Origin of the sequence: Desulfolithobacter dissulfuricans, assembly GCF_025998535.1 — a bacterium.
In the GTDB taxonomy this organism is placed as follows: domain Bacteria; phylum Desulfobacterota; class Desulfobulbia; order Desulfobulbales; family Desulfobulbaceae; genus Desulfolithobacter; species Desulfolithobacter dissulfuricans.
The window spans coordinates 2,892,561-2,911,721 of the sequence record NZ_AP024233.1 but is presented as its reverse complement, the minus strand read 5'-3'; the positions used below and the strand labels follow the sequence as shown (position 1 = coordinate 2,911,721).

Here is a 19,161-nt window from a genome sequence, read left to right as displayed (position 1 = left end):
GGCCCGCTTCCGGAAAAACATATGGTTCTCTCTGCCATGATACTTCGTTATCTGCTTACATTCCCGGCAAGACATCTTGCCCTGGTTATCCCGGTGGTGCTCTCCGCCGGCCTGGTTACCGGTCTCTTTCTTGATACCTCGCCCCTGAAAACCTTTATCCTCCCGGTAACCATCCTCATGATCTACCCGGCCATGATCGGTTTTCAGCCCGGGGACCTGTTCAGCTTTAAAGAAAAAAAGCTGATGCTCTGCAACCTGGGGCTCAACTTCCTGGTCCTGCCGGCCTGGGCCCTGCTGATCGGCCGAACTCTGCTTGCTGGCCGGCCAGAGCTCTTTGCCGGTCTGCTTATCATCTCGGTCATCCCCGGCGGTAACATGGTGGTGGCCTTCACCATGATGTTCAAGGGCAATGTCCCGGCCTCGCTCAAGCTGGCGGCCACCAACCTGATTCTGGGCTCATTCCTGGCGCCGGTCTATCTTTACGCTCTGGCCGGGACCACAGTTTCTGTCGATGTGGGCCATCTGGTGCGGACCATCTCCCTGGTGGTTTTTGTGCCCCTGGTCATGGGTATATCCACCCACCGGTGGCTGATGAGACACTACAGCGAAGAGGAGTTCAGGCAGCGTATCAGGCCACTGCTGCCAGGGCTGAGCTCCTGGGGCCTGGTCTATATTCTCTTCACCAGCATCAGCATGAAGGCGACGATGATCCTTGGTTGCCCGCCGCTGCTGATCCAGGGGCTGGGTGGCCTGCTGCTCTTTTACCTCGGGGTTCTGGCTTTTACCGTCTTCCTGGCCCGGCGTCTGTTTGACCGGAGGGACGGCATCACCCTGTTCCTGAACGGAGTATTGCGAAATCTTGCCATTTCCATCGGACTTGCGGTCACGGCCTTCGGTTCCCAGACCGCGATGATGGTTGCCTTGGCTTTTCTCTTTCAGCAGCAGATCGCGGTCTGGTTCTGGAAATTGGACAGTCGCTGGTCCGCCCTGTCCCGGAAATAAGCTGCAAAAAAAGTCCCGGGGCTCTTTCCGGGGCCGGATTCCCGCAAATGCCTGGCTGCCAGTCGGTTGTGCCGGGTTCATAATTCAGGGCGCATTTTTGTCGTTTGACCTGGCCCGGGATAATTTCATATACTTGAAATAACGATCCCATGTCCCCTGCCAAACGAGGTTCAGATGCGCCCAGTCTACCGTCTCGCTCTCCTGTTCCTGTTTGTCTTCACCGGTACCGTTCAGGCTGAAGAACCGAAAAAGGTTGTCTTTATCCGCTACCCTATTGCCCCCAACGGTTTTGCCACCGTGGTCAGCTCCTTCAAGTCCACCATGCAGGCGCGCGGCTACGTGGATGGTAAAAATATCGTCTACGTCGATGTCCTGACCAGTACGGCCGACAGGTTCTCGGTGCCGGAGGTCAGGGCAACGGTGGATGCCCACCGGGCCACGGCGGACATGTTTATCACCTGTGGCTGGGTTTCTCTCTATGCCCGTGATCTGCTCCGCTCAAGCGATGTGGCCCAGCTCTTTGTTCCGGTGCTGCGGTCCGTGGCCCTGAAGATGCTCGATTCGCTCACCAGGCCGCCGGGAACCAATCTTTCCGGGGTCTACCTCATGTATCCGCCGGAAAAAATTCTCCGCCTGACCCGCCTGATCCTGCCTGATCTTGAGCGCTACGGTTATGTCTATGATTCGCGGATTCCGGCCGACATGGTGTTCAAGGCCGCCTACGAGGCCCTGTCCGAGGCCAACCGGTACGGGATCGAGCTGGTCTTTGTTGATCTTGCCCGGGGCGTGCCCGGGGCCCTGCGTGCCCTGCAGGAAAACCGGGTCCAGGCCTATGGCGGCATTGTCGGGGCCTTTCAGCACCGCCGGGAGCTGGCCGCCTCTGGTTTGCCGGTGATAACCTCCTTTACCCTGGACATCGAACGGGAAGAGATCGACCGGTATGTTCGGCAGAGCAATGTGGTGGCCGGGCTGTTCAACTCCTTTGCCTACTGCGGCAGCCAGGCGGCGGAGATGACCGCGGATATCTTTGACTCCGGAAAGACCATCCAGGAGACCATCCCCCGGCCCTCCCGTCAGACCGCGTTCATCAACCTGGTCGCGGCCTCCAGACTGGGGCTGACCATATCCTTCGATGCCCTGGAAGCCGTGGACATGGTCGTCCGCTGAGGAGGAAGAAGCTGATGGTTCTTCGTATCCCACCGCCACTGCGTTCGGTCCGGACCCTGTTTCTCCTGGGCATGACTATCCTGATCCTGGTCCTGTCCCTGCCCCTGCTGTACTCCGGTATCCGGATCATGGACAGCCTCATCGAGCAGTACGGCATGGAGCTGCTTGCCGGCGAGCTGCAGGCCAGGATCGCCCCGGTGGAACGCCGCTACGAGACCCTGTACCGGGTCGGCCTTGAAGACAGCCAGGTTCACCTCCAGGAGATCATGGACGATGGTCTGCGCAGTTTTGACGCCTTTCGCTACAAGAAAACCGGGACCCTGTTCGTCATCCGGGCCGACGGCGGGATTCTTCTGTCCTCTGATTTCCGCGACCCTCAATCCACTGATTTCAAGAAATTCTTTGCTCTCCTCACGGAGAGTGACTCACCGATCGTCTACCGGGTGGACGGGGTGGAGAAACGGGCGGTGTTTCAGTATTACAAACCCTGGGACAGTTATGTGGGGCTGAGTATGGAAGCCGCCGAACTCCTGGCCCACCGGGATCTCTTCATTCAGATCAACCTGGCGGTGCTGGTCCTGGTGGTGGCGGTCGCCCTGCTGTTCACTCAGGGGTTGCAGCTCTATCTGGTCACGCCGCTGATCAACCTGGCAGAGTTCGTTTCCCGGGTCAGGACCGGCGATTATCAGGCCAGACCGGTTGGTTCATATGTTTACGAGCTCGGTATGCTCAAAAACGATATCATTGCAATGGTGGCGACTCTTCGGGCCAGGATGAAAGAGAGAGAGCTCCAGTTGCGTCGGATACGGGAGCGGGAGGAAGAGCTTTCGCAGACCCTGGAGGTACTGCAGGAGAAAGAACAGCGGTATCGTACGATTTATAATGCGCCCAGTGATGCCATTGTTATCCATGATCCGGAAACCGCTGCTTTATTGGATGTCAACCGGGGCGCGGTGGAGATGTTTGGTTACAGTCCGGATGAGCTGAAGGAGATGACCTTTGCCGAAATCAGCCAGGGGTCTTCCCCTTACGGGATGGACGAGGCCAGATACTGGATCGATCAGGCAGTCCGCTGCGGATCAGTGCGTTTTGAGTGGATGGGCAAGAAAAAGGACGGCACCCTGTTCTGGCTTGAGGTGGCCCTGCACTCGACCCGGTTTGGCGAACGGGACTACATCATTTCCGTGGCCCGGGATGTGGATGCCAGGAAGCGGGCCGAACTCGAGCTCGCCCGGGAAAAGGAACAGCTGGCCGTGACCCTGCGCAGCATCGGCGACGGGGTGATCACCACCGACCTTGAGGGTCAGGTAGTGCTTTTGAACCGGGTGGCCGAGGAACTCACAGGCTGGACCGAGGAGGAGGCCCGGGGCTGGCCGCTGTCCGAGGTTTTAGCCATTGTCGACGAGCGGAGCGGCGATCCGCGTCCCGACCCGGCGACAGAGGTCCTGAAGAGCGGAAAAATGATCGAGCTGGGCAACCATGTGGTCCTGGTGGCCAGAGACGGGACCAGGCGTTCGATAGCCGACAGCGCGGCCCCGATCCATGACCCGGAGCATAATCTCGTCGGCGTGGTGGTGGTTTTTCGTGACGTGACCGAGAAGTACCGCATGGAGCAGGAACTGCTCAAGGTGAAGAAGCTCGAGTCGGTGGGCGTGTTGGCCGGCGGGATCGCCCACGACTTCAACAATATCCTTGCGGCGATCCTGGGCAATATCAGCCTGGCCAGGGCGCAGCTTGACACCGGAGATGGGGGAGCCAGCTCGGTGGGTGAGCTGCTGATCCAGGCGGAAAAGGCGGCCGAACAGGCCCGCAACCTGGCCACCCAGCTGCTGACCTTTTCCCGTGGCGGAGAGCCGGTGAAGCAGACAGCCCTGATTCCGGAGATCATCCGCGAGGCGGCCGGCTTCATCCTCCGGGGAAGCTCGGTTCAGTGCCAGTTCGACTTCGCTCCGGATCTGTGGCCGGCAGAGATCGATCCGGGCCAGATCAGCCAGGTGATCCAGAATATTATCCTCAATGCACGCCAGGTCATGAGCGAGGGCGGTCGCATCCAGGTCCGGGCGGAGAACTACGAGGCCTGTATTGCCAAGAAGAACGCGTCGCCTGAACGATGCGTGCAGATCGTCATCAGTGACAACGGGCCCGGTATGCCCCCTGAAGTGGTGGAAAAGATTTTTGATCCCTATTTTTCCCACCGGGAGGGGGGCAGCGGCCTGGGACTTGCCATCTGCCACTCCATCATTGACAAGCATGACGGCCGAATCAGCGTGGTCTCCATCCCCGGAAAAGGCACTACCTTCACCATCCTCCTGCCGGTGGGCGCCGGGCCCGTTCTGCGGCAGAGGATCGACGCGGAACGTCCCGGGCCCAGGAGGCAGGCCAGTATCCTGCTCATGGACGATGATCCCATGATCCGCGAACTGGTGGGCCAGATGCTCACCTTTCTCGGACACCGGGTCCAAGCGGTCAGTGATGGCCAGGAGGCCGTTGACCGCTTTGGAGATGCCCGGGAGAGTGGTATGCCCTATGATCTGGTGATACTTGATCTGACCATTCCGGGCGGAATGGGTGGAAAGGAGGCGGCGGCCAGGTTGCTGGAACTCGATCCTGAGGCCCGGATCATTGTTTCCAGCGGTTATTCCAACGATCCGGTGATGGCCGAGTACCGGCGATACGGCTTTCAGGCAGCTATTTCCAAGCCCTATAACCTGGAAGAGATGAAGCGCGTTCTCCACTCCTTTGGCTTTTAGGGCGCCGGTGCGCTTCGCTTCCCCTGCTCCGGTCCGCCCGGTTCACTGGCCATGAAGCGGACCAGGATCCCATTGGTCCTGGCGCCCGCAATGAGGGCAGCCCCGCCACCGGGCATGTTCCGTCACCTATCTGGCCAGGGCTGCCGGCCGGGAATGGTCACCGGGCCGGGTTTTCTCCGGCGGATGTGGGGTGGCGGAACGGTCCTTGAGATGGCGTACCCAGCATTGCCAGGGACGGATATCCTCGGTGCAGGCAAAGGGACAACCGGAAAAATCGGGTTCGCGGATGGGACAGAGCCCGCATTTGAGTGAACAGATAAGTTTTGCCGCTTTTTCAAGGGCCTTTTCGGTGAGATCATATGTATGGCTCATGGTGGTCCTCCTTTTGGCATATGCATACCATCGCCTCAGATAATACCGTCTCCCTGTTTGGTCTTGGTTAGAAAAAGATCAAGAAGCAGTCACAACCTGCTTCTGTTTTCCTCTCCTTTCTGTCCTGCGGTTCCATGCCCGGACGCAGATCCAATCCATTTCAAAAACAAATCCTAACAGAAAAATAATCTTTCCCGGCTACTGTCCCGTTTGAATGCAGGTTTGTTGCCGTGCAGGTACGACTGTGTGGCACAAGATCAAAGATTATACAGGAGTGATAAATTGAGGATGTTGCAATGGCTGAAAGGCAGGAAATGGATCACCGTCGGGACCAAGATTCTTTTCGGGGTAGCCCTGGTTTCCAACCTGTTCATAGGGGCGCTGCTCTATGTCAACTATCAGTCCAGCCGGACCGTACAGCAGACCGTTGACGACGTTCTGCAGATACGGGAACAGCTCAGTTCCAACCTCCGGTCCACCATCTTCCAGCTTCAGAAGGAGTTCATATCTCTACCGGAGTTCTTCAAGGTGGACCGGAGGGCGGAGATACTTTCGGCCGTGGACCGAGATTTCCAGGTGGCCAGCCGGGAAACACTCACCGGCCGCCAGGCCTACAGGCCGCTTTACTCCAGGACCGAGCGCCGCGATCTGGCCAGGAACCGGATGGTGGTCCAGGAAAGAGACGGCAAGGTGGTGCTTTCCTATGGGTTGCTGGACGAGGAAAATAACTTCACCCAGACTGTGGAGCGCTTGACCCTGCGGAGTCCGGATCCGGCCGGGGACGCGGCCAGGCTGCGGGAGCTGATCGGCCGGCTGGACGACCAGTCCGGCGAGGCGGAGGCCCTGCAGCAGAAGATCCGTGAGCTCGGGGTCAAGGTTGCCGATGAAAGCCTCAAGGCGGAAAAAACCCGTAACGAGATTCTTGATCATGTGGAAGAGATAAACGCGATGGAAAAGAAACTGGCTGCGGTCCGCGACCAGCAGCAGCGCTTTACCCTGGGGATGGGTTTGCTGGCCATCTTTGCCAACATGGTGGTGCTGTTCTTTCTCATCCGGATCATCGTCGAACGGCCACTGTACCGGCTGACACGCATCATCGACGAGATTCGGGCCGGGCGTTTTCCCGATATTCCCTGTCAGCAGCGGGGTGACCAGATCGGGGTCCTGTCCGGGGCGATCAAGAATTTCCGCGAGGCCCTGGCCGAGCTGCAGCTGGAAGACCGGCGCAAGGCAAAGGAAAAAAACATTATAGACGAACTGATAGACTCCATCGCCACTGTGGTGCACGGTCTGGAACAGCGGGCCCGGCAGCTGGTCGACATGTCGGAAACCCTGCAGGAACTGGCGGCCACCACGGGCAGCCAGTCGGAGAGCGCCACCGTCCGGGCCCGGGATACGGCAGAACATACGCAAAATGTCTCCCAGGCCACCGATCAGCTGCGCCGGACAGTGGAGGGCATCAACGCCCAGATCGTCAGTCAGAACGAGCTGGTGGCCGGCATAGTCCACGGGGTGACCGTCTCCCACGGCAACATCCGTCAGCTCAAGCGGGCCATCGCCGATATCGGCGGGATAATCGGTCTGGTACGGGAGATCACCGACCAGACCAAGCTGCTGGCCCTCAATGCCACCATCGAGGCGGCCCGGGCAGGCTCCGCCGGCAAGGGTTTTGCCGTGGTGGCCAGTGAGGTCAAGGATCTCTCCCTGGAAACCGAACGGGCAACCCAGGATGTGATGGAAAAGGTGAGCGCCATCGAGAAGGCCAGCCTGACCTTTGTCGCCAATCTCCAGGATATAGAGCAAAGGGTCCAGGATCTCAATCAGGTCACTGCCCACATCACCGGGGCGGTGGGTGAGCAGCAGGAAGTGGTAACCACCATCGCCGGGCTGAGTTCCCAGACATCGGAAAATACCAGGATGGTCTCGGCCAACATCGTCATGGTCAACGAGGCCGCGGTCCGGGCCCGGGAACTGTCACACCAGGTGCATGAGTATTCCGACGAGATAGCAGGGCAGTTGACCACCCTGCTCAGGGAAACGACCACCAAACTGCAGCAGCTCGGCCGGGGGGAAGAGGGCGAGCTCGCCGCCATGTCTTCGTGACAGCGCCGCTTCCTTCAGGCTGGGCAGCTGGCTCGTACCCTTTATCTTGACTTCGGGAGTGGGATTCTGTACCATATGATGACAGTTTTCAGGTGTCCGCAGATGCGGATGAAAAGGGAACCCGGTGTAATTCCGGGACGGGCCCGCCGCTGTAACCGGGGACAAATCCTGCAATAGTGTGTCGTAGACAGACGGTGTGTCGTAGACAGACGATGCCACTGGCCGCTTCAGGGCTGGGAAGGCGCGGGAGGAGGATGATCCGGAAGTCAGAAGACCTGCCTGAAAAATGACTCCGTGGCCGACGGCAAAGGCGCGGGGAGACATAGAGAGACTCTGGGATAAAGACGGGACATCCTGGATCAATGTAACAATTGGTCCGGGATTTTTTTATTTCCGGGCCGTAGAGAAGGAGGTTTCGTATGAAATGGAAATCGGTTTTTCTTGCGGCACTGACCCTGTTCTTTCTGTCGGTGGCAACCTGTTATTCCAGCGGAGCGTACAAGGTGGAACATAAAAACGCCATAGTCCTGGCCATGTTCGGAACCACGGTGGAGCCTGCCCTGCAGGGACTTTTGAACATCCGGGAAAAAGTCGTGGCCATGTATCCGGAAACCCCGGTCCGGGTTGCCTTCACCTCCAATATCATCCGCAAGAAATGGCAGCACCGGGCCCAGGATCCCGAATATATCAAGGCCCATCCCGAGATTCCCGCCGATATTCTCCATGTCAAGACCCCGCTGGCCACCATCGCCGATCTCCAGGACCAGGGATACGACACCATCGTCCTCCAGCCGACCCATATCGCCATGGGCGAGGAGTTTCTTGACCTGGCCACCTATGTGGACGGGCTGATGAGCATGGGCACGGTAAAGAAAGCCAAGTACAAGCCGTTCCACAAGATCGCCCTGGGACGTCCGGCGCTTGGCACCTACGGCACCGCCCATCCCTATGACGAGGACGTGATGACCGCGGCCCGGGCCCTGGCCGGCGATGCCGAGCTGGCCCGCAGGGAAAAGGCCGCCCTGGTCTACATGGGCCATGGTAACGAGTACTTTCCCTCGGGCGGTTCCTATCTGGAGCTGGCCGACCGCATGCGTCAGCTCTATCCCGACGTCCTGACCCTGATCGGCAACGTGGAGGGGTTCCCGGCCCTGGAAGACGTGCTCGATTCGCTCAGGCATGCCGGGGTGAAGAAGGTCGTGCTCAAGCCCTTCATGGTGGTGGCCGGTGACCATGCCATGAACGATATGGCTGGTGATGAAGAGGATTCCTGGAAGAGTGTGCTGGAGAAGAACAATATCCAGGTGATTGCGGTCAAGAAGGGGCTGGGCGAAAACGATAAGTTTGCTGACATCTTTGTCCAGCACCTGGTCGATGCCGCGAGTGATGCCGGCATCCATCTGAAGTAGATGCGTGCCTGGCGGGGATCCTCTCCACTGCTCCTGGTCGTCCTGGCCGGTCTGCTGGTCGCGGGCATGGTCCTGGCCGCCACCATGGGCTACATGAGGATCCCTGCCGCCGATGTTCTGCAGCTGATCCGCGACCGGATCCTGGGGCTGGACAGTTCCGTGGATCCGGTGTCTGCCGCCGTGGTCCTGGACGTCCGGCTGCCGCGTATCATCGAGTCGGTGCTGGTGGGCGGGATGCTGGCCGTGTGCGGCGGGGTCTTCCAGGCCATCCTGCTCAATCCGCTGGCCGATCCCTACACACTTGGCATCTCTTCCGGGGCCGCTTTTGGCGCCTCCCTGGTCATCGTCCTCCAGGTCTTCGGACTCTCACTGCCCCAGTTCATATCCGTACCTCTGTTCGCCTTTGGCGGGGGGGTGGCCACCCTGGCGGTGGTTCTGTCGCTCGCTGCGGGTGACCGGCGTCTCTCCTCCACCAGCCTGATCCTCTCCGGGGTCATTGTCGCGGCGATTCTGTCAGCGGCCATCGGGTTTCTCAAATTCCTGGCCGACGAACAGGTGGGGGTGATCATCTTCTGGCTCATGGGGAGCCTGTCCGGGGCCTCCTGGCAGGACATTCTGGTCCTGGTGCCGGTGGCCGTCATCGGCCTGCTGGTGGTGCTGCTCCATGGCCGGGACCTCAACGTTATGGCGATTGGCGAGCGGACCGCGGTGACCATGGGCGTGGATACGGTCCGCCTGCGGCGCACCCTCCTTGTCACCTGTACCCTGATGGCTTCGGTCTGCGTGGCCGTGGCCGGGATCATCGGTTTCGTCGGCCTGATCGTGCCCCACCTGCTCCGCTCGGTGATCGGCCCGGATAACCGCTGGCTCCTGGCCCTGTCCTTTTTCGGTGGCGGTCTGCTGCTGCTTTTTGCCGACACCCTGACCCGGGCCGTGCTGCCGGCCGAGGTGCCCATCGGTGTCCTCACCGCCCTGATCGGCGGACCGTTTTTCTGCGTGATATTCAAGAGAAAACTGAGGGCGGAATAATGACGGTTCTGGTGGCGGAGCAGGTTTCGTTTGCCTACGGTAACCAGCCGGTACTCGCCGGTATCGACCTGGCCTGCAAGGGCGGATGCTGCTACGGTATCCTGGGTCCCAACGGCAGCGGCAAGACCACCCTGCTCGATCTTTTCTGCGGCCTGCTGCATCCCCGGGAGGGACAGTTGACCTTCATGGGCCGGGAGCTGCGGAGGTGGCCGGTCCGGGACCTGGCCCGCCGGCTGGCCCTGGTACCGCAGGAATTCGTCATCCGCTTCGGGTTCACGGTCCGCGAGGTGGTGGCCATGGGCCGCCATCCGCACCTGCACCGGTTCGCCAGCCTCGATCCCGGCGATCACCGTCTGGTGGAACGGACCATGGAGGAGCTCGGGATCGCTCACCTGGCCGACCGGCCGGTCACCCGGTTATCCGGCGGGGAAAAACAACGGGTGGCCGTGGCCAGGGCCCTGGTCCAGGAACCCCGGGTGCTGCTGCTCGATGAGGCCACCTCCAACCTGGACATCTACCATACGCTGGCCATCCTGGACGTGATACGGTGCCGGATCCGCGACAGGGGCCTGACCGTGGTCGCGGCCCTGCACGACCTGAATCTGGCGGCCTGGTTCTGTGACGAGTTGGTCTTTCTGAAAGAGGGACGCGTGGTCCGCCGGGGACGGGTGGATCAGGTCCTGGTGCCGGAAATCATCGATGAGGTCTACGGGGTCTGCTCCCGGGTGCGGCAGGATGGGTTCACCGGCGGGCTCCAGGTCAGCTTTAAAAGAAGAAGCGAGGATATGGTATGAAACAGTGGCGCATGATGCTCTGCTTCCTGGCGCTGTTCCTTCTCCTGGCAGTAGGCGGGACGGTTCGGGCCGCCACCCTGCGCGACAGTGACAACCGGGTGATTGTCTTTGACCACCCTTTTTCCCGGATTATCTCCCTCTATCCCGCCCATACCCGGAACCTCCTGGACATGGGCCTTGAACCGGAGAAGATCGTCGCCGTGGGCCGCAGTGACCGCCAGCTTGATCGACCCCGGGTCAGTTTCCGGGACGATCCCGAACGGCTGCTGGCCCTGGAACCAGACCTGGTCCTGATCCGGCCCATGATCAGCCGCGCCTATCCCCAGCTTGTCAAGCGCCTCGAGCAGAGCGGGGTCACGGTGGTCTCCCTGCAGCCCGCCTCCATGGACCGGCTGTTCTGGTACTGGGAGACCCTGGGCCGGCTGACCGGAAAGGAGGATGGGGTTCGGGCCATGATCGGTCGTTTCGGCCGCGAACTGGCGACCATCCGGCGCCAGGTGGATTTGATCCCGGCTGGGCAGCGCAAAAAGGTCTACTTCGAGGCCATCCACAGGCGGATGAAGACCTTTGCCCCCCGCTCCATGGCCATTTTTGTTCTTGAATCCGCCGGCGGGATCAATGTGGCCGCCGACGCGCTTCAGGTGCGCAACACCAATATTGCCGCCTATGGCAAGGAACGGATCCTGGCCCGGGCTTCGGAGATCGATGTCTTTCTGGCCCAGAAGGGACGGATGAACCCGGTGACCGTGGAGATGATCCGCAGCGAACCCGGCTTTCAGGTGATCAAGGCGGTTCGCAACGACCAGATCTACCTGGTGGACGAAAAACTGGTCTCCCGGCCCACCCTGGGGCTGCTTACCGGGATCAGGACCGTGTTTGAGATTCTCTATCCGGTGCAGTGATGGACCACGGGCCAGCTATACTCATTGCCGGGACCCATTCCGGCTGCGGCAAGACCACGGTAAGCCTCGGTATCATGGCGGCTCTGCGGGCCCGGGGCCAGGATGTGCAGCCCTTCAAGTGCGGCCCGGACTTCATCGATCCCACCCTCCACCAGGTGGTGACCGGCCGCGTGTCCCGGAATCTGGATCTGCGGATGTGCGGAGAGGACTTTGTCCGCACCTGTTTCGCCGCCAACCGGACCGCGCCAGGGGGATCTCGGTCATAGAAGGCGTGATGGGGCTCTTTGACGGGGAGGACGGGTCGGCCGCCCACCTGGCCCGGCTTCTCGGCCTGCCGGTTCTCCTGGTGGTGGATGTTCGATCAGCCGCCCAGTCCGTGGCTGCGGTGGTGCATGGGTTCGCCACCCTGGATTCCGGAGTGCACCTGGCCGGGGTGGTATTGAACCGGGTGGGCAGCGCCAGGCACCGCCAGCTGATCGAGGAGGCCCTGGCCCGGTACTGTGATCTGCCGATTATCGGTTTTCTGCCCCGTAACCAGGAGCTGACCATTCCGTCCCGTCACCTGGGGTTGCACATGGGCTCGGAACACGAGCTGGCCCTGGAGCAGCTGGCCCGGTTCATGGAAGAACACCTGGACCTGGACCTGCTCCTGGAACTGGCATGCCGGCTGACACCGGGACGAGAGGTTTCCCGGCCACAGGCTCCTTCCGGTACGTCGGTGCCGACTGGTGAAACGGTGCGGATCGGCGTTGCCAGGGATGAAGCCTTTTGTTTCTATTACCAGGATAATCTGGATATGCTCCGCAGTGGAGGTGGGCAGCTGGTGGAGTTCAGCCCCATCCATGATGCGACCCTGCCGGAAGAACTCCATGGACTCTATCTTGGCGGTGGCTATCCGGAGCTCTTTGCCAGGCAACTCAGCGCCAATAAAACAATGCGGACAGCCATAAAAGTGTTTGCCAGGTCCGGGCGTCCCGTGTATGCCGAATGTGGCGGCTTCATGTACCTCACCCGGTCCATCGTCTGTCTTCAACACACTACGGACCAGGAGGGCGGGGAGTATCCCATGGTCGGGGTCTTTCCGGTGACAGCCCGCATGCAGCCCCGGCTGCGCCGGCTCGGCTACCGGCAGGTGGTTCAGGAGCGCCCCGGTTTTTTTGGCCCGGCCGGCCAGAAACTGTTCGGGCACGAGTTCCATTACTCGGCCATAGACCCCATGCCCGAAGATGTGGAACGGGTCTACCGCCTGGAGGACGGCCGGTATGAAGGCTACCGGATCCATAATACCCTGGCCGGCTACCTGCACCTGCACTGGGGCCGGACCCCGGAGGCGGCCCGGTCTTTTATCCAGGCCTGCAGAGATCTGGCAAGATAAAACATCAAGGATACTGTTGTGCACAAGATTTCGTCTGTCATTGACATACTGAAAATCGCGCCCCGCGATATCGAGGCCGAAAGTTTCCGCATCATCGAACGGGAACTTACCGCCCAGGACCATCCGGTCCTGACCACCCTTACCCAGGAAGAATTTGCCGTGGTTCGGCGCTGCATCCATGCCACTGGTGATTTTGCCTTTGCCGATACCATGCGTTTTCATCCCCGGGCGGTCACTGCCGGTCTCACGGCCATCCGGGCCGGAAAAAATATTCTGGTCGATGTCAACATGGCAGCGGCCGGCATTTCCAGGGGGCTGCTGGAGCGGTTCGGCGGCCGGGTCATCTGCCGCATCGGCGAGCCGGAAACCGCTGACCTGGCCCGGGCCGAGAATCTGACCCGTTCCGAGGCTGCCTTCCTCCGGGCGAGCCAGGACAATATCGGAATTGTCGCCATCGGCAACGCGCCCACGGCCCTGCTTCAGGCCATGGAGATGATCCGGACCGGGCTTTTCAATCCGGACCTGGTCATCGGGGTGCCGGTCGGTTTTGTCAATGCGGTAGAATCCAAGGATATCCTGGCCGATAAGCCCTATCCCCACATCACGGCCCTGGGTAGAAAGGGGGGAACTCCGGTGGCGGTGGCCAGTGTCAATGCCCTGCTTCGGCTGGCGTGACCAAGAGAACGTTGACAGCTGCAAAAAAGACAAAGAGACTGCGTTCCGGCTTTACCACCGGTGCCTGCGCCGCCGCCGCGGCCAAGGGGGCGGCCCTGCTTCTGCTGCGGGGAAGCCGGCCGGACTCAGTGGAGATACCTTTCCCCACCGGTGACCGGTATGGTTTTACGCTCCACTCCTGCTGCCTGCAGGATGACCAGGCCACGGCCTCGGTGATTAAGGACGCCGGTGATGATCCCGATGTGACCAACGGGGCCGAGATCATAGCCGTGGTCGAGCCCGGCGAGGTGGACGGCGAGGACTGGTTGACGCTTCGCGGCGGCCCCGGAGTGGGGACGGTGACCAAACCCGGGTTGCCGATTGCGCCCGGTGAACCTGCCATCAACCCGGTACCGCAGCGCATGATCCGCGAGGCCCTGTTGGAGGCTCTGGCCGAGGCGAACAGTGTGTCAAAGACAGACGGTGTGTCGAAGACAGACGGGCAGCCCTTGCCCCTCAAGGTGACCATCTGCGTCCGGGACGGAGAACTGCTGGCGGAAAAGACCCTCAACGCCAGGCTTGGTATTGTCGGCGGTCTCTCCATCCTCGGTACTACCGGCATTGTCCGGCCGATCTCCGCCAGGGCCTGGACCGACACCATCGACGCCTCCATGAAGGTGGCCCGGGCCGCCGGGCTTGACGAGGTACTCCTTTCCACCGGTCGTACCTCCGAGGCTGCAGTCCAGCGCTATCTCGAGGCCCGACGGAGCGCGTCCCTGCCCGAGGAGGCCCAGGTGATGATGGGTGACTACCTGGCCTATGGACTCAAGGCGGCCCGGCGGCACGGTTTTGCAAAGATCCACCTGGCCGGCATGTGGGCCAAGGTCCTCAAATGCGCCCTCAGGATACCCCAGACCCACGTCCGGCACGGGGCCCTGGAGGTGCGTCAGGCTGCCGACCTGCTGGAGCGTCTGGGCCTGGACCGGACCATGGCCAGAGAACTTGCCGGTGCCAATACTGCCCGGGAAATCTATGAACGGCTCAGCTCAGCCGGACGGACCGACCTGATCCGGGCCGTCTGCGAGGAGGCTGCGGGGTATGCCCGGAAACGTTCGGGCCTCAAAGTGGAACTCTACCTGGTAACCTCGGAGGCCGGGGTGGTGGAGTGTGTCAAAGACAGACGGTGAGCCGAAGGGAGACAGTGTGTTGAAGACAGACGACATGTCCATGATTGAACTGATCGGCGTCAGTGGCAATGTCCTGGATGATGGCGTCCGGGAAACCATTGCCAGGTGTCACGCTGTGGTTGCTTCCGGTCGGCATGTTCCACTGGTGGAGGATCTTTGCGAGCGGATCATCCCCATTGCGCCGGTGCAAACCATGCTCGAGCGGCTGGCAGGGGAGCTGGCCCTGGGGCCGGTAACGGTTCTGGCCTCGGGTGATCCGTTGTTCTTTGGTATCGGTCGGACCCTGCTGGGTCGTTTCGGGCCTGACCGGCTGCATATCCGTCCAGCCCTGTCGGCCATGCAGCTGGCCTGCGCCCGGTTCAAGACCCCCTGGGACGACATGGCCTTTCTCAGTCTCCATGGCCGGGAGATGGACACCCTTGCCGGCCGGGTCCTCGTCTGTCTTCGACACACTGCCCATGGCAAGGTCATGCTCTTCACGGACCAGCATAACAGCCCGGACAGGATCGCAGCCCTGCTGCTCCAGACCCTGGAGGAATACGGAGCCATGGAGCTGGCCCGGACCATTCGGGTCCAGGTGGGGGAAAACCTCGGCCTGAAAGACGAGCGTCTGGTGGAGGGTGACCTGGCCCGGATAGCCGGTCTTACCTTTGCACCCCTGAACATGATGCTGATCAGTCGCGAAAGCGAAGCGGTGTTCGGGCCGGTCCTGGGCCTGAATGAAGAGGAATTGGTTCATTCCCGGGGATTGATCACCAAGAACGAGGTCCGGGCCGTGACCCTGCATACCCTGCGGCTCCCACCTTCCGGGGTGTTTTGGGACGTGGGGGGCGGTTCGGGCTCGGTCAGTATCGAGGCGGCGCGTATGTGTCCGGCCCTGGCTGTTTTTTGTGTGGAGGCCAAGGGAGAACAGCAGGAAAACATCCGGGCCAATATCCGCGGCCATCAGGCCTGGAATGTCCGGCTGGTCAGCGGATTGGCCCCGGCCATACTGAGCGGGCTGCCGGATCCGGAGCGGATTTTTGTCGGCGGATCCCGGGGGCGGCTGAAAGAGATTATCGATATCTGTGCCCGGCGTCTGAAGCCGGGTGGCAGACTGGTGGTCAATGCAGTGCTTGCCAGAACCGCTGAACAGGCGCCGAAGTACATGCTGCGTCATGGCCTGTCGGTTCAGGTCACCCGGATCGGCGTGAGCCGCTGGCAGGAGACCGGGGAAGAACAGGAGTGTGTCGAAGACAGACAGTGTGTCGTAGACAGACGACAGCCCCGGCAGACGACCATCAATCCCATAACCATAATCTGCGGAACAAAATGACGAGTATACAACAACAAGGCCAGCTGTTTCTGGTGGGAGTGGGTCCGGGAGATCCGGAACTTATGACCCTGCGGGCCGTGCGTATTTTACAGGAAGCGCCGGTCTGGCTGGCGCCCAAGGGCAGAAAGAACGGCAGCAGCAGCGCTCTGCAGATCGCCGCGGCTCAGGTGGCCACCACGGACAAGACCATTGTCGAGCTCCATTTTCCCATGAAAAAAGTCCGGCTGGGCCAGGTACCTGATCCGGAATTGCAGGCAGGCTGGGAAGCGGCTGCCGAGGCCGTGCTCGGTCATCTTGTCAGCGGTCGGGATGTGGCTTTTCCCACCCTCGGTGATCCGGCCCTCTATTCCACGGCCTTTTATCTTCTCGCCACTCTCCAGCAGCGACATCCCGAGGTCCAGGTGACCATCATTCCCGGGATCACGGCCATGGCTGCCTGTTCGGCCAATGTTGGTGCCCCGCTGGGGCTGGGTGACGACGTGGTCTCCATTGTCCCGGCTGTCTTTGATGATGAGCGGCTCCGGGATATTCTCACCCGTGTCGATGCCGTGGTCCTGATGAAGGTGCACCGGCGGCTGGCTCCGGTGGTGGCCCTGCTCGATGAACTGGGTCTCACCGATCATGCCGTGCTTATCGAGCGGTGCGGCATGGCGGACCAGAGGATCTACACCGATGTCCGCGAGGCCCTGGGTCGGGAGCTGCATTATTTCACCACCATGCTGATCCGCCGGAGGCCGGTGGGCAGCGGGCTGGCCATACACGAGGAGTGTGCCGAAGGGAGACGGGCGGTATGCGGGGAAGTGGTATGACGCCGGTCTGTTTTGTCGGTGCCGGTGCCGGAGACCCGGAGCTCCTGACCCTCAAGGGCAGGCGGCTCCTGGATGAGGCCGACGTGATCATCTATGCCGGCAGCCTGGTCAATCCTGAGCTGCTTGCCGGGGTGCGGGCCACGGTTCATGATTCGGCGGGAATGGACCTTGACCAGATCATGGAGATTATGATCAAGGCCCATCGGGAAGGTAAAAAAGTGGTCCGGCTCCACACCGGGGACCCGGCCATCTTTGGTGCCATTCGGGAGCAGATGCGGCGTCTTGATGCGGAAGATATCGAGTACGAGGTGGTCCCCGGGGTCAGCTCGGCCCTGGCCTCTGCAGCCGCGCTCAAGGTGGAGCTGACCGTGCCCGAGGTGACCCAGACCGTCATCTTTACCCGGCAGGCCGGCAGAACCCCGGTGCCTGAGCGGGAATCCCTGCGGAACCTGGCCCGGATCCAGGCCTCCATGTGTATCTTTCTTTCCGTCTCCATGATAGACAAGGTGGTGGAGGAGCTCACCGGTGGCGGCTATCCGGAAGATACTCCGGTGGCGGTGGTGGAAAAGGCGTCCTGGCCTGACGAGCGCATTGTCCGGGGCACGCTTGCTGATATTGGTGACGCGGTCAGAACCTCCGGGATCCGCAAGACCGCCATGATCTTGGTGGGCCGGGCCCTGGCAGATGGTCCGTCCGCAGCGTCCAGACTCTATGACGCCGGATTCAGCCACGAATACAGGAAATAATGCGGACAGCAGTTCTGGCCATAACCCAAGGCGGCAGGGAAAAGGGTGAGCAGCTGGCCCGGTCGCTGGAGCAGGCTGATTTTTTCTTCTGCCGGGGCAGGCTGCGGGAGACCTTTGCCAGGGTGTGGAAAGAGAGTGTCGAAGACAGACGATATGACGCCCTGATCTGTATCATGGCCACAGGCATCGTGGTTCGAACCATTGGCCCGCTGCTGCATGATAAACAGACTGATCCCGCGGTGGTGGTCTGCGATGAGGCGGGCCGTTTTGCCATTTCCCTGGTCTCCGGCCATCTCGGGGGTGCCAATAGCCTGGCCGAACAGGTGGCGGATATCCTCGGGGGACAGGCCGTGATCACCACGGCCTCGGATGTGCTCGGCAAGACACCGCTGGACCTCTGGATCAGGGAGCAGGGATTTGTGGTGCCTGACCGGAAGGGGCTGACCCGGATCATGGGCAGGCTGGTGAACGGTGCAACCATCCGGATATGGAGTGAAATCCCGCTGCCTGACCTGCCGCCGGATATGGAAAAAATTGATGACCCCGGCCAGGCAGACCTCCTGGTGACCTGCCGCACCGACGTGACAGCCCGGGGCTTACTCCTGCATCCGAAAATACTGGTGGCCGGTATCGGCTGCAACCGCGACACCCCGGCCCGGGAAATAGAACAGGCCCTGGCCGAGGCCTGCGCAGCCAACAACCTGGCCCTCCCATCCATAGCCCGCCTGGCCTCCATTGATCTCAAGCAGGATGAAGCAGGACTGCTCGAATTTGCCAGAACTTCTGATTATCCGCTGGTCTTTTTTAACCGCGATCAACTCAACTGCGTCGACAATGTCTCCTCGTCTGCCGCTGTCCTCAAAGCCACCGGCGCCAAAGGCGTGGCCGAACCCGCCGCCATCCTCGCCGCGGGAAACGGCCGACTCCTTGTCCGGAAAATGAAATGGCCCAATGTCACCGTGGCCATTGCCATGCCTTTTATTCCGTAAAAGAATCTGCCTGAAATTTTTACGGGCAGCCTGATGCCTGAACCTCAGCATGATATCCCGTATGGTGAGGTCAAGTCTGCCTTTGGCTTTTATAGGTCGAAAAAAGTCAAGAGTAGGCTTGAGACTTTTGCCGAGAGATGAACCGGCACGTCCAAAACATAAGGAAAAAACGCCAGAAATCACTGCGAACAGGGCCTCATGATCAAAAACATCAGAATCAACGGCAAGAGCGTGCTCTTTTATCCGAAAATTGCCCCAAGGCAAGGTGTTGCCAGGATGATTTTCATGGTTCGAAGTCTTCGCTATCTGTTGTGGCTGGACAGTTCTGAAATGTGGTCCAGCCATGCTGGTTTATTGAAAAATACGTCGTAAAATTTGTTTTTCTGAGCCTTTGATGTCTAAAATGGGAATAGCTGGCTTGGATAGAATCTCTTCCACAGACTTGCCACCAGTAACTCGTCACTTGTCACTGGTTTTCAGTTAAACCAGCATGGCTGGACCAGACTCTGGCTCGGCCCGGACATGGCAACATGTGAAAATCACTATGGAATTATGCAA

The 19,161-nt window shown here is 60.6% G+C and carries 17 protein-coding genes and 1 riboswitch; of the genes, 16 read left to right on the top strand and 1 reads right to left on the bottom strand.

From position 1 onward, the window contains the following. Positions 1-21 precede the first annotated feature (21 nt). From GF1_RS13005 to GF1_RS12995, 3 genes are all read left to right on the top strand, one after another. Entirely contained in the window at positions 22-1,002 is a 981-nt protein-coding gene (locus GF1_RS13005; RefSeq protein WP_267926981.1) for an arsenic resistance protein, read from the top strand. A 174-nt stretch (positions 1,003-1,176) separates the two neighbouring features. After that, entirely contained in the window at positions 1,177-2,169 is a 993-nt protein-coding gene (locus GF1_RS13000) for an ABC transporter substrate-binding protein (RefSeq protein ID WP_267926980.1), read from the top strand. Positions 2,170-2,183: 14 nt separating this feature from the next. After that, the gene (locus tag GF1_RS12995; protein ID WP_267926979.1) at positions 2,184-4,919 is read left to right on the top strand and encodes a PAS domain S-box protein; all 2,736 of its coding nucleotides are present in this window, start codon (positions 2,184-2,186) and stop codon (positions 4,917-4,919) included. Positions 4,920-5,045: 126 nt separating this feature from the next. Here the strand turns inward: GF1_RS12995 and GF1_RS12990 are convergent, their stop codons facing one another. Then, positions 5,046-5,291, bottom strand: coding sequence for a hypothetical protein (locus tag GF1_RS12990; RefSeq protein WP_267926978.1), 246 nt, complete (start codon positions 5,289-5,291; stop codon positions 5,046-5,048). Positions 5,292-5,579: 288 nt separating this feature from the next. Between GF1_RS12990 and GF1_RS12985 the strand changes: the two genes are divergently transcribed. The 13 genes from GF1_RS12985 (at position 5,580) to GF1_RS12925 (ending at position 18,603) form a co-directional block, all read left to right on the top strand. Continuing rightward, entirely contained in the window at positions 5,580-7,394 is a 1,815-nt protein-coding gene (locus tag GF1_RS12985) for a methyl-accepting chemotaxis protein (RefSeq protein WP_267926977.1), read from the top strand. A 73-nt stretch (positions 7,395-7,467) separates the two neighbouring features. Beyond that, positions 7,468-7,691: riboswitch (cobalamin riboswitch) on the top strand. Between the two features lie 122 nt (positions 7,692-7,813). After that, entirely contained in the window at positions 7,814-8,803 is a 990-nt protein-coding gene (locus GF1_RS12980) for a sirohydrochlorin cobaltochelatase (protein ID WP_267926976.1), read from the top strand. After that, entirely contained in the window at positions 8,804-9,832 is a 1,029-nt protein-coding gene (locus tag GF1_RS12975) for a FecCD family ABC transporter permease (protein ID WP_267926975.1), read from the top strand. Beyond that, on the top strand, positions 9,832-10,626 hold the full coding sequence (locus GF1_RS12970) for an ABC transporter ATP-binding protein (protein WP_267926974.1): 795 nt from the start codon (positions 9,832-9,834) through the stop codon (positions 10,624-10,626). The genes GF1_RS12975 and GF1_RS12970 overlap by 1 nt, the downstream gene beginning before the upstream one ends. Further along, positions 10,623-11,528, top strand: a complete 906-nt coding sequence (locus GF1_RS12965; protein ID WP_267926973.1) for an ABC transporter substrate-binding protein — start codon at positions 10,623-10,625, stop codon at positions 11,526-11,528. Before GF1_RS12970 ends, GF1_RS12965 begins: the two co-directional genes overlap by 4 nt. Beyond that, positions 11,528-11,794, top strand: a complete 267-nt coding sequence (locus GF1_RS12960) for a nucleotide-binding protein (RefSeq protein ID WP_267926972.1) — start codon at positions 11,528-11,530, stop codon at positions 11,792-11,794. The genes GF1_RS12965 and GF1_RS12960 overlap by 1 nt, the downstream gene beginning before the upstream one ends. After that, on the top strand, positions 11,725-12,903 hold the full coding sequence (locus GF1_RS12955; protein WP_267926971.1) for a cobyrinic acid a,c-diamide synthase CobB: 1,179 nt from the start codon (positions 11,725-11,727) through the stop codon (positions 12,901-12,903). The genes GF1_RS12960 and GF1_RS12955 overlap by 70 nt, the downstream gene beginning before the upstream one ends. A gap of 18 nt (positions 12,904-12,921) precedes the next feature. After that, complete coding sequence (locus GF1_RS12950; RefSeq protein WP_267926970.1) at positions 12,922-13,578, top strand: precorrin-8X methylmutase; 657 nt, start codon at positions 12,922-12,924, stop codon at positions 13,576-13,578. An 11-nt stretch (positions 13,579-13,589) separates the two neighbouring features. After that, entirely contained in the window at positions 13,590-14,744 is a 1,155-nt protein-coding gene (locus tag GF1_RS12945) for a cobalt-precorrin-5B (C(1))-methyltransferase (protein ID WP_267926969.1), read from the top strand. 16 nt (positions 14,745-14,760) lie between these two features. Further along, positions 14,761-16,059 (top strand): precorrin-6y C5,15-methyltransferase (decarboxylating) subunit CbiE, encoded by a 1,299-nt coding sequence (gene cbiE, locus GF1_RS12940; protein WP_267926968.1) that lies wholly within the window; start codon positions 14,761-14,763, stop codon positions 16,057-16,059. Beyond that, positions 16,056-16,868, top strand: a complete 813-nt coding sequence (gene cobI, locus GF1_RS12935; RefSeq protein WP_267926967.1) for a precorrin-2 C(20)-methyltransferase — start codon at positions 16,056-16,058, stop codon at positions 16,866-16,868. Before cbiE ends, cobI begins: the two co-directional genes overlap by 4 nt. Next, positions 16,850-17,614 (top strand): precorrin-4 C(11)-methyltransferase, encoded by a 765-nt coding sequence (gene cobM, locus GF1_RS12930; RefSeq protein ID WP_267926966.1) that lies wholly within the window; start codon positions 16,850-16,852, stop codon positions 17,612-17,614. Before cobI ends, cobM begins: the two co-directional genes overlap by 19 nt. After that, positions 17,614-18,603: a cobalt-precorrin 5A hydrolase gene (locus GF1_RS12925; protein ID WP_267926965.1), complete on the top strand. Its 990-nt coding sequence runs from the start codon at positions 17,614-17,616 to the stop codon at positions 18,601-18,603. Before cobM ends, GF1_RS12925 begins: the two co-directional genes overlap by 1 nt. Positions 18,604-19,161 lie beyond the last annotated feature (558 nt).

What these genes read in the sequence shown, in the direction of transcription:
- GF1_RS13005 (WP_267926981.1), top strand. Translation starts at nt 22, where the DNA reads ATGGTTCTCTCTGCCATGATACTTCGTTATCTGCTTACATTCCCGGCA.
- GF1_RS13000 (WP_267926980.1), top strand. Translation starts at nt 1,177, where the DNA reads ATGCGCCCAGTCTACCGTCTCGCTCTCCTGTTCCTGTTTGTCTTCACC.
- GF1_RS12995 (WP_267926979.1), top strand. Translation starts at nt 2,184, where the DNA reads ATGGTTCTTCGTATCCCACCGCCACTGCGTTCGGTCCGGACCCTGTTT.
- GF1_RS12990 (WP_267926978.1), bottom strand. Translation starts at nt 5,291, where the DNA reads ATGAGCCATACATATGATCTCACCGAAAAGGCCCTTGAAAAAGCGGCA.
- GF1_RS12985 (WP_267926977.1), top strand. Translation starts at nt 5,580, where the DNA reads ATGTTGCAATGGCTGAAAGGCAGGAAATGGATCACCGTCGGGACCAAG.
- GF1_RS12980 (WP_267926976.1), top strand. Translation starts at nt 7,814, where the DNA reads ATGAAATGGAAATCGGTTTTTCTTGCGGCACTGACCCTGTTCTTTCTG.
- GF1_RS12975 (WP_267926975.1), top strand. Translation starts at nt 8,804, where the DNA reads ATGCGTGCCTGGCGGGGATCCTCTCCACTGCTCCTGGTCGTCCTGGCC.
- GF1_RS12970 (WP_267926974.1), top strand. Translation starts at nt 9,832, where the DNA reads ATGACGGTTCTGGTGGCGGAGCAGGTTTCGTTTGCCTACGGTAACCAG.
- GF1_RS12965 (WP_267926973.1), top strand. Translation starts at nt 10,623, where the DNA reads ATGAAACAGTGGCGCATGATGCTCTGCTTCCTGGCGCTGTTCCTTCTC.
- GF1_RS12960 (WP_267926972.1), top strand. Translation starts at nt 11,528, where the DNA reads ATGGACCACGGGCCAGCTATACTCATTGCCGGGACCCATTCCGGCTGC.
- cobI (WP_267926967.1), top strand. Translation starts at nt 16,056, where the DNA reads ATGACGAGTATACAACAACAAGGCCAGCTGTTTCTGGTGGGAGTGGGT.
- cobM (WP_267926966.1), top strand. Translation starts at nt 16,850, where the DNA reads ATGCGGGGAAGTGGTATGACGCCGGTCTGTTTTGTCGGTGCCGGTGCC.
- GF1_RS12925 (WP_267926965.1), top strand. Translation starts at nt 17,614, where the DNA reads ATGCGGACAGCAGTTCTGGCCATAACCCAAGGCGGCAGGGAAAAGGGT.